The sequence below is a fragment of the bacterium genome, from assembly GCA_016873475.1.
Classification (GTDB): Bacteria; Krumholzibacteriota; Krumholzibacteriia; order JACNKJ01; family JACNKJ01; genus VGXI01.
In genome coordinates this window covers 1-10,341 of sequence record VGXI01000110.1, presented here as the reverse complement: position 1 = coordinate 10,341, position 10,341 = coordinate 1, and the positions used below count along the sequence as shown (strand labels likewise).

The following is a 10,341-nucleotide window of genomic DNA, read 5'->3' as shown; positions in this document are numbered from 1 at the left end:
GCGCTCCCTCAGGCGGCTTAGGAGCAGCATGAGCCGCGCCTCGGCGAGCAGGTGACTGCCGTCGTTGGAGGCCGAGCCATCGACGGCCAGACCCACCGGCGCGCCCGCCGCCAGCAGCTCCGCGATGCGCGCTGTGCCGCTGCCCAGGCGAAGGTTGCTCGAGGGGCAGTGGGCGACGCCCGTGCCCGTGCGCCCGAGCAGGGCGATCTCCGCGTCGTGCAGGTGCACGGCGTGGGCGTACCAGACGTCGCGCCCGGTCCAGCCCTGCGCCGCGAGGTGGGCCACCGGCCGCGCGCCGAAGGTCGCCAGGCAGTAGCGCTCCTCGTCGAGGGTCTCGGCGACGTGCGTGTGCAGGCGCAGGCCGGCCTCGCGGGCGAGCGCGGCCGTGGCGCGCAGCGTGGCGGGCGTCACCGAGAAGGGTGAGCAGGGCGCGAGGTCGATGCGCAGCATGGCGCCGGGCGCCGGGTCGCTGAGGGTCGCCAGGCGGCGGCAGTCGGCGAGGATGGTCGCCTCGTCCTGGCAAACGCTGTCGGGCGGCAGACCGCCGGCGCTCTTGCCCAGGCTCATCGAGCCGCGCGTGGGCTGGAAGCGGATGCCGAGTTCGCGCGCGACGGCGATCTGCACGTCGATCAGCTCGGCCGCGGCTTCCGTCGGAAAGAGGTAGTGGTGGTCGCTCGTCAGCGTGCAGCCGGAGAGCAGCAGCTCGGCCAGCCCCGTGCGGGTGGCGACGGCGAGCAGGTCGGCGTCCAGGTGGCGCCAGATCGGGTAGTGGTGGACGAGCCAGTCGAAGAGCGACGCGTCCTGCGCGCCGGGCAGAGCGCGCGTGAGCGTCTGATAGAGATGGTGGTGCGTGTTGACGAGGCCAGGCGTCACGAGCAGGTCGGCGCCTTCGATCACGCGCTCAGCGCTTGCGCGCTCCGCGGCCGCGCCGACTGCGGCGATGCGCGTGCCCTCGATCAGCAGGCTGGCGTCCTCGAGGCGGCGGCCGGCGGCATCCATCGTCGCCAGGAGGCGCGCACGGCGGATGAGCAGGCTCACGCGCGGCCTCCCGACCGCGGCTCGGGCTGGATGGCGCCGGCCGGGCCGAGCGCGGGATCGAGGTCGAGCCTGAGCGCGGCGGTCGGGCAGACCGTCACGCAGAGGCCGCAGACGAAGCAGCGCTCGCCCTCGACGATGACGGCCTCCGGGCTGGCCACCTTGTCGATGCGCAGCGCGTCGTAGGCGCAGCTCGTCACGCAGAGGTCGCAGAGCGTGCAGCGCGCGGGTTCCACCGTGGGCGGCGGGCCACTGAAGTGAACGCGGCCCGTGGTGCCCACGCCGGCGAGCGTACGCCCGGCCTCGGCGCCGAGCTTCTGCGGAAAGCGCCCGACGATCTCCCCCACGCTCGCCACGCCGTGCGCGTCGAGCCAGGCCGCGAGCTCGCGGTTGAGCCGCGCGAAGACGCCCGGTCCCTCGAGGATGTTCGCCGTGCAGACCTGCACGGCGCTCGCGCCGGCCATCAGGAACTCCACGACGTCGGCGCCCGTGCGGATGCCGCCGACGCCGATCACCGGCACCTTCACCGTGCGCGCGAGATCGAAGACGATGCGCAGGGCGACGGGCTTGATCGGCGGCCCGCTCAGCCAGCCGTAGCCGTACTCGGTGCCCAGAGTGCGCTGACAGGCCTCGATGTCGATGCGCAGGGCCGGCCCCAGACTGTTGATGGCGGCGATGCCGTCCACGAAGGGCTCGAGCTTGCGGGCCGTCTCGATCACGGTGGCCGGATCGTGCGGGCTCAGCTTGGCGATGATCGGGATCGACACCGCCTCGCGCAGGGTCTTCATCACCTGCCAGGGCTCTTCGGCGGCGTAGTGCACGGTCACCTCGAGCGCGTGCACGCCGGCGGCTTCGGCGGCCTTGCCCAGGCGCGCTACTTCGGCGGCGCTGTAACCGAGAGAGGCGACGACGGGCACGCCGGCCGTGAGGGCGATCGCGTATTCCCGCTCCAGCCACTGCTCCGGCGGCAGCTCGCTCCAGAGCTCTGAATTGAGCATGCCGCCGCGGCGGTTCCGGGCCAGGTTCAGCATGTGGTACTTGGGCACGGGCGCGGCTTCGCTGCTGATCGTCTTGCAGACCACGCCGCCCGCGCCGCCGGCCACCTGGCGCAGGATCATCGCCCCGTCGCGCACGGTGGGTCCCGCAGCGGGCCAAACGGGGTTCGGGAAGTGCAGGCCGAAAAGGTCGACGGCCAGGTTCGCCATGGTGCCTCCGGCGTCGAGCATAGCGGCTGGCGTGCGGCGCGTCACCAGGCGAATCCGCGCTTGGGGCGACGCCCCCGATGCGGCATGCTGGCGCCGGCCCGGCCGCCGCCCGGCGGCCCGGCCCCGGAGGCAACGATGTTCTTTCTGCGCGGACGCCGCCGGCGCCGCCTCCTCGCGACTCCGCTCACGGAGGCCGAGCGGCGCCTGCTCCTGGCCAAGGCGCCCCTCTGCGCGGCCCTGCCCGCCGCGCTGCAGCCGCGGCACGAGGGCGTCCTGCAGGTGCTTCTCGCCGAGAAGCACTTCGAGGGCGCCGATGGGCTGACGGTCGACGAGCCGATGCGCCTGGCCATCCTCGGCCAGGCCGCGCTGCTGCAGCTCCGCGCAGCCGCGGACTACTATCCGGGGCTGGAGACAATCCTCGTCTACCCGGAGGCCTTCGTCGTCAGCGAGCCGGAGATGGACGAGTACGGCATCGTGCACGAGGGGCCCGACGAGCGGGCGGGCGAGTCCTGGGGGCGCGGCGTGGTCGTGCTGAGCTGGGCGGATGCGCGGCGCGAGTCGCGGCGGCGCGACGGCTACAACCTGGTCCTCCACGAGTTCGCGCACCAGCTCGACGACCAGACCGGCGAGGCCGACGGCACGCCCTACCTGTCGACGCCCGCGCTGGCCGCGCGCTGGCGCGAGGCCTTCCAGGCGGCCTTCGAACGGCACGCCAAGCTGCTGCGCCTACGGCGCGAAGTGCTCTTCGACCGGGACGCCGCCGAGAGCCCGACCGAGTTCTTCGCCACCGCCGTGGAGCTCTTCTTCGAGTTGCCGCAGGAGCTGCGGCAGAGCTACCCGGAGGTCTACGCCGTGCTCGCCGAGTACCTGGAGCTCGATCCCGCGGGCTGGGCGCCGCCGCAGCGGTCCGCCCGCGGTCCGCGCTGAGTCAGCGGCCGGCCTCGCTGCGCGCCACGCAGGCGGCCAGCACGCCCAGCAGCTCCTGCCGATCGATCGGCTTGGCGCAGTAGGCGTCGCAACCCGCCGCGAGGCAGCGCTCGCGATGGCCGTCGAGGGCGTGCGCAGTGAGAGCGACGATCGGCGTCCGGCAGCCCTGCTCGCGCAGGCGCCGCGTGACCTCGTAGCCGTCGAGGCCGGGCATCTGGATGTCCATCAAGATGACATCGAAGGGCGGTGTCGCGGCGGCCACCGCAGCGAGCGCGGCCTGGCCGTCGGGGGCATCGACCACCGTCGTGCCCAGCGCCTCGAGCAGCAGGCGGATCAGCACGCGGTTCGTCGCGTTGTCCTCGACGACGAGCACGCGGCCCGGCAGGCGCTGCGGGGCCGTCGCCGGCGCGCCCGCGCAAGCCGCCGCCGGCTCCAGGTGCGCCGGCACGCTCAGGGTGAAGCAGCTGCCGCCGCTCGGCACCGAGGCCAGCGCAATGTCGCCGCCGAGCAGGCCGGCCAGGCTCCGGCTGATCGCGAGGCCGAGCCCGGTGCCGCCGAAGGCGCGCGCGTCCGAGGGGTCGCCCTGCACGAAGGCCTCGAAGAGGCGCTCGGGATCGCCGGGCGGCAAGCCGATGCCCGTGTCCTCGACATCCACGAGGAGCCGCGGCGGCTCGTCCTCCTGATAGCGGCCGCGCAGCGTGACCCGACCCTGCTCCGTGAACTTGATCGCATTGCCGAGCAGGTTGAGGAGAATCTGGCGCAGGCGGGTAGGATCGCCCTGCAGCGCCGCCGGCAAGCGCGGATCGAGCTCGAGCTTGAGGCTGAGGCCCTTGGCCTCGGCGCGCACGCGCATCAGGGCGCAGAGCTCACCGAGGAAGGCCGCCGGCGCAAAGGTCTCGCGCTCGAGCTGGAGCCTGCCGGCCTCGATCTTCGAGTAGTCGAGGACGTCGTTGATGATGCGCAGCAGGTAGTGGCCGTTGTCGCGGATCAGCTCCAGGCTCTCTTGGAGATCGGCGCGCTCGGGCGAGGCGAGCAACAGCTCGGCGAAGCCGAGGATGGCGGTCAGCGGCGTGCGGATCTCGTGGCTGATCGTCGCGAGGAAGCGGCCGCGCGCCTGGATCGCGCTCTCGGCCTGGAGGATCGCCGCGTTCAGCTCGCGGTTGGTGCGCTCGAGGGTCTCCGAGTGCAGGCGCAGCTCTTCCTCGGCGCGCTTGCGGCGGGAGATGTTGATCATCAAACCATGCCAGATGACGGAACCGTCGGCCTGCGGAAAACCCGTCGCGCGCGAGTCGACCCAGCGATAGCTCCCGTCGTCGTGGCGGAGCCGGTACTCGCGGCCGAAGCGCAGCGTCTCGTCGCTCGGGCCCGGCCGCAGCGGCGAGAAGCTGGCCTGTTCCTCGGGATGGAGCAGGCGGTCGTGATAATCGAGATCCAGGCGCATGCGCGCCGCGTTCTGGGGCCCGATGATCTCCTCGAGGCCGCGCGGGCTGATGTAGAGGCTCTCGCGCCGGCCGTCCGGTAGGTGTCGATACGAGTAGACGACGCCCGGCAGGTTGTCGGCCAGGGTCTGCAGGCTCAGCGAGGCCTGGCGCAGCGCCGATTCCAGGCGCTTGCGCTCGTCGATGTCGACGATGACGCCGTGCCAGACGATCGTGCCGTCCGGCTCGAGCAGGCCACTCGCGCGGCTATACACCCAACGATAGATGCCGCCGTCGGTGAGCGTGCGGTACTCGACATCGCTCGACCAGCGGCCGGGTCCGTCGTGGCGATCGCCATCGACGACGGCAGCCACGTCCTCCGGGTGGATCAGGGTGTGCAGGGCGTCCATGTCCTGCTGGATCTGCCAGGCGAACTTCGGACCGAGCAGCACGTCCAGACCGGGACTGATGTACACGGCCTCCCGATGTCCATCCGGGCGGCGGCGGTAGGAGAAGACGACGCCGGGGAGCTGATCGGTGAGCGCCTGCAGGCGGCTGCTCAACTCGTGCAGGGCGCTGTCGATGCGGCGCCGCTCATCGACATCGAGGAGCACGCCGTGGCAGCGGGTGCGGCCGTCGGGCAGGAGGACGCGCGTGCTGCGCACGTGCACCCAGCGGTAGCCGCCGTAGCCGTCCTGCACGCGGTACTCGGCCTCGAAGCTGAGGCTGTCGCTGCCCGGCACCGGGAGATGCTGCGGCATCCGGTCGAGATCGTCCGGGTGGATCAGGCTGCGATACTCGATCTCACCGCTGCGCACGCGACGGGCGTTCTCCGCGCCGATCACCGCCTCCAGGCCGCGGCTGTGATAGGTCGCCTCCCGCCGTCCCTGCGTGTCGCGCAAGTAGGAGAAGAGCACGCCGGGTATGTTCTCGGAGAGGAGGCGCAGGCGCTCCTCGCTGGTGCGCAGGGCGCTCTCGAGCGCCTGCGCGTCGCCGACATCGCGCGCGACGGCGCAGAGCCCGACGATGCGACCGCCGGCGTCGCGCAGGGGCGTCTTGACGATCCGCATGGTGTGCAGGCCGTCGGGCATCGGAATCTCGTGGACGCTCTCCACGCGCTCGCCCGCGAGAGCGCGGCGGTCGGAGGCTTCGAGCGCCTCGGCCGTGGCGGCGGGAAAGAGATCGGCCGCGCGCCTGCCGATCAGCTCCTCCTCGCTGCGCCCGTGCAAGCCGCAGAGGGTCGGATTGATCGCCACGTAGCGCAGCTCGGCATTCTTGATGTAGAGCCCATCGCTGAGGCTCTCGAAGACCGCGCGCAGGGTCTCGCGCTCGGCTGTGCAGTCGCAGCGCAGGCGAAGCTGGAGCAGGAAGGCCGTCGGCGGCGCGTCGGACAGGGCGTGCAGCCGCGCGGCGGCGCGCTGGACCCTGCCGTCCGCCGCGCGCAGCGCGCAGGACCCGAACTCGAGCCGTCCCGAGGCCGCGGCCAGCTGGGCGGGGGCCTGCCGCAGCGCGGCTGCGAAGGGGCCGTCGCCGGCTGCGAGCGCGGCCAGCCCCGCAGCGGCCAGCGCCTCCGCGCTCCAGCCGAGCTCCGCGCGCCAGGCGGCGTTCACGAAGAGCGGTCGACCCGTCGCATCCCCGACGAGAATCGGGTCCACGAGGGCTTCGAGGGCGCCCAGGGGATCGATGGCAGACGGCAGCATCGCAGCTCCTCCGCGGCGGGGGCCGCGGGCGCACCCGAGCATAGCAGAGCCGCGGGCGCGGCTCCAGACGCCTCAGCGCCCGCGGACTCGCTCGCCCCAGGCCCGTGCGATCGCCGCCGGCGGCGCCGGCCGGCCGAGCAGAGTGCCGACCGCGATCACGACCAGCGCCACGAAGCTCCCCGTGATGAAGCCGTGGAGGCCGCTCCAGGGCGCGGGCAGCTGCTTGCGCAGCAGCTCCCAGCCGAGCGCGGTGGCGGCGCCCAGCACCATGCTGGCCAGGGTGGCCCGCGGGCTGGTGCGCCGCCAGCAGATGCCGAAGAGCAGAGGCCAGAGGTTCGTCGAGGCGATCACCGCCCAGGCGAAGGCCGTGAGCACGAGCACGAGGCCCGGCGGCTTCAGCGCGATCAGCACGCTGACGAGGCCGACGGCCAGGCTGGTGATCCGGCTGGCCTTCAGCTCGGCGGCATTGTCGAGCGCGCGGCCCAGGCCTTCGATCCAGACATCGCGCACGAGGCTGCTGGCGATGATCAGCAGCACGCCCGCGAAGGTGCTCATGCCCGCGGCGACGACGCCCGCGAGGAAAAGCGCGCCGCCCCAGTCGTTCAGGACCAGGCGCGTGAGCGAGGGGATGGCCTGGTCCGGGTTCGCGATGTCCGGCACCAGCACGCGGGCGATGGCGCCGCAGAGGTAAGGCAGCACGGCCATCGCCGCGCCCAGGGTGACGACCACCGTGGCCACGCGCAGCGCGCGCTCGCTCTTGATCGAGTAGAAGCGGATGAGCAGCTGCGGCAGGCCCCAGGCGCCGAGGCTCACGATGAGGCCGAAGCTGACGAGGCCCGCCCAGCCCCACTGGCCGGGGCTCTCCACGTAGCCCGCGCCGAGCAGGCTGAGGCGGTCGACGAGCTCGGTCATGCCGCCCACGCGGTGGAGGGCGAAGACCGTCAGCAGAACGAGCGCGATGATCATGATGATCGCCTGCACGAAGCTCGTCCAAACGACGGCCAGGTACCCGCCCACGGCCGTGTAGAAGAGGATCACGATGCCGCTGAGCAGGACGCCGCCCATGTAGGGCATGTCCATCAGCACCTCGAAGGCGTTGGCCATGCCCTTGAGCACGCTGACGTTGTAGATGATCAGGAAGAGGCCCGTGATCGCGGCGCTGAAGATGCGCGCAGCGGGCGAGTCGTAGCGGCGCGAGAAGAAGCCGGGCAGCGTGTGCACCTCGAGGTTCTCGCTCATGCGCCGCACGCGCCGGCCCATCACGATGAAGGCGAGCGTGCTGCCGACCAGCACGTTGCCGGCGCCGATCCAGAGCGTCGAGAGGCCGAAGCGCCAGCCGAAGGCGCCGCCGCCGATGATCACCACGCTCGAGTAGTAGGCGGCCACGAAGGAGAGCGCGGTGACCCAGGGCCCCACCGAGCGCCCGCCGATGGCGAAGTCCGCCGCGCTCTTGCTGCGCCCGCGAAAGTAGAGCCCGATGCCGGCGAGGAGCGCGAGATAGGCCACGAGCACGAGGATGTAGACGATCACTGGCGGCCCTCCCGCGCGCGGTCGACGAGCGCCCAGACGACGGCGAGGAGGACGGCGCCCGCGAGCACGAGCAGGGCGCCGAAGCTGGACCAGGGCAGGTGGAAGGGCGGCATCGCGCTCCTCAATTCGTTTCGTAGGTTAGCTGCCAGCGGAGGAAGGCGCCTCCGCCGGCGTCGATCGGGCGGACGCAGCAGCTGCCGAAGGCGGGCTGGTAGTCCACGCTATCGTAGCCCGTGCCCAGCATCTGTTCGAGCAAGAGCTGCGTGCTCAGCCCTGCGGCAAGCGCCCTTTCGAGGCATAAACGCAGGAGCATGTCGCGGACCTCCCACCGCGGCTCCGGTGCCAGGATGATCTGCGCGCCGAATCCGAACAGGACGGCTCCCTTGCGGCGCTCGAGCTCGATCCAGGGGCCCGCGAGGTTGGCCCAGGCGCCGACGCCGCCCTCGCCGATCAAGCGGTAGAGCATCAGTTCGCTCCACTTGGGCCAGCGGCCCCAGGGCGTGCGGAAGGCGAGCTGGTCGCCGATGCGACCCGAGTAGGCGTAGACGCCAAGGTCCATGCGGATCTCGTCGCGGAGCGGGCGACGCAGCCGAGTTTGCATGGCCCAAGCGAGGCCGCTCGTTTTCGCGGGCGCCGACCAGTCTTGGTACTGGATGGCGACTTCGCCCATCACGTTGACGGCGCCGCGCGTGCGCTCGATGCGGTAGCCGAGCGTCCAGGCGTCGAGGGCCGGGCGCGCGTGGTCCGGGTCGCGCTCGCGCTTCCAGATCAGGGCGAGCTGGTGCTGCCGCGCGAAGCGGGCGCGCAGGGCGGCGGCGGTCTCGTCAGCGTCGGTGAGGCGGCGCTCGATGTCGTCGTCCCAGAGCACCAGGTCGTCGGTGGCCGGGTTGTGGGCGAAGAAGCCCTCGAGCAGCGAGAGATCGGGATCCTCGGCCGTGAGCTCCAGGCGCAGCGCGTTCAGGTAGGCCGAGCGGCTGCCGTCCAGGGGCGTGCCGTCCATGACGAGGAAGCCGTCGTCCCAGGCGATGTCCTGGCGGCCCAGGGTCAGCGTCGCCCAGTCGCTGGGCCGATGGCGGTAGAGCAGGCGGTCGAGGATGATCTCGTCGTAGTTCAGCGGCGTGTCGGGCGTGGTGATCTTGCGGAACTCGCTGCAGGCGCGCGCTTCGATTTCGTGCGAAGCGCCCCAGCTGTAGGCGGCCCCCGCGCGCGAGCGCAGGCGGAGCCAGTTGCGGTCGGGCTGATCGGGGGACCAGTAGTAGAGGCCGTCCAGATACTCCTGCCGCAGGCGCAGGTCGAGGGCGCCGCGCAGGCCGGGCTCGGCGGCCGCGGGCAACACGAAGGCCGCAAGCAGGCCGATGGCGGCGAGCGCGCGGAGCAGCGGGCGCATGGGAACCTCGAGGCTGGCCGCCCGGCGGCGAGGGGGATCCCGGCGGACGTCCGCGGGAAGACTAGCACGGTCGGGGTAGGCCGCCTAGGTTCGAAGGCGCCGATGCCCTATACTTGAGGCCCCTCGCAGCCCGCCCCGCGGAGGTCCCCATGCTCGAGAAAGCCCGCTGGCAGAGCGCCACCGCGCCCGCCGGCCGCGCGCCCGCCCTGCTGCTCGTCGTGCTCGTCGCGCTGCTCGTCGCGCTGAGCTTCCTGCTCCGCCGCGAGGCGGCGGCACCCGGGCCGCTGCCCAAGCAGCACTCGCAGCGTCCGGGCGACGGCCGCGTGCCCAAGGCGCCCAATCCCTGGTTCTTCGCCGAGCGCGCCTTCCCGACGGGACACATCCCGCCCGAGGCCGTGCAGCGCATGCGCCAGCAGGCGGCGGTGCTGCGCGAGGAGGCCCGGGCCGAGGCCCTGCGGGGCGGGCGCACGGCACTCTGGACGCCCCGCGGCCCGACGAACGTCGGCGGGCGCATCACGGATCTCGCCGTGGATCCACGGGACGCGAATCGCGTCTACGCTGCGGCCGCCGAGGGCGGCATCCTGCGCAGCGACGACGCCGGCCAGCACTGGCTGCCCCTCTTCGACCAGGGCCCCGCGCTCGCGATGGGCGCCGTCGCCCTCGACCCGGCGAACCCGGACATCGTCTACGCGGGCGGCGGCGAGGTGAACCCCGGCGGCGGCAGCGTGGCCTACGGCGGCGCCGGGCTCTTCCGCTCGCCGGACCGCGGCGCCACCTGGGAGTCGCTGGGCCTGGAGACCGTCGGCGCCATCGGGCGCATCCGCGTGGATCCCACGAACTCGCAGCGGATCTTCGTGGCGGCCATGGGCCAGCTCTGGGAGACGGACAGCCACCGCGGCGTCTATCGCAGCACGAACGGCGGCGCGAGCTGGCAGCAGGTGCTCTTCGTGGCCGACGACACGGGCTGCGTGGATCTCATCCAGCGGCCCGACCAGCCGAACGTGCTGCTCGCGGCGATGTGGCAGCGCCTGCGCCAGCCCGAGGCCTACGATTACGGCGGGCCGCGCTGCGCCGTGTATCGCTCCACGAACGGCGGCGACACCTGGACCCTCCTCTCGGGCACGGGCGGCCTGCCCCCC

The 10,341-nt window shown here is 72.5% G+C and carries 7 protein-coding genes; 2 read left to right on the top strand and 5 right to left on the bottom strand.

All coding sequences use genetic code 11. The annotated features are described in order from the left end of the window. Together FJ251_09810 and FJ251_09805 are read right to left on the bottom strand one after the other, a co-directional pair. Positions 1–1,038 (bottom strand): amidohydrolase family protein (locus FJ251_09810; GenBank protein ID MBM4118013.1); only part of this gene is annotated, 1,038 nt, incomplete at its 3' end. After that, a complete protein-coding gene (locus FJ251_09805; protein ID MBM4118012.1) occupies positions 1,035–2,285 on the bottom strand; it encodes a 4Fe-4S dicluster domain-containing protein in 1,251 nt (416 codons plus the stop codon). The genes FJ251_09805 and FJ251_09810, both read right to left, overlap by 4 nt. A 39-nt stretch (positions 2,286–2,324) precedes the next feature. On the opposite strand from FJ251_09805, the gene FJ251_09800 reads away from it, so the two are divergent. Continuing rightward, a complete protein-coding gene (locus tag FJ251_09800) occupies positions 2,325–3,167 on the top strand; it encodes a zinc-dependent peptidase (GenBank protein MBM4118011.1) in 843 nt (280 codons plus the stop codon). Position 3,168: 1 nt separating this feature from the next. On the opposite strand, the gene FJ251_09795 is transcribed toward FJ251_09800, so the two are convergent. From FJ251_09795 to FJ251_09785, 3 genes are read right to left on the bottom strand one after another with little or no spacing between them, the layout of a single operon-like run. Next, on the bottom strand, positions 3,169–6,327 hold the full coding sequence (locus FJ251_09795; protein MBM4118010.1) for a PAS domain S-box protein: 3,159 nt from the start codon (positions 6,325–6,327) through the stop codon (positions 3,169–3,171). Positions 6,328–6,357: 30 nt separating this feature from the next. After that, positions 6,358–7,941 carry a sodium/proline symporter gene (locus FJ251_09790; GenBank protein ID MBM4118009.1) on the bottom strand — a complete coding sequence of 528 codons (1,584 nt, stop codon included), beginning with the start codon at positions 7,939–7,941 and terminating at the stop codon, positions 6,358–6,360. Continuing rightward, positions 7,937–9,202 carry a hypothetical protein gene (locus FJ251_09785; protein ID MBM4118008.1) on the bottom strand — a complete coding sequence of 422 codons (1,266 nt, stop codon included), beginning with the start codon at positions 9,200–9,202 and terminating at the stop codon, positions 7,937–7,939. Before FJ251_09785 ends, FJ251_09790 begins: the two co-directional genes overlap by 5 nt. 149 nt (positions 9,203–9,351) lie before the next feature. On the opposite strand from FJ251_09785, the gene FJ251_09780 reads away from it, so the two are divergent. Further along, a partial coding sequence (locus FJ251_09780) for a hypothetical protein (GenBank protein ID MBM4118007.1) occupies positions 9,352–10,341 on the top strand: 990 nt, incomplete at its 3' end.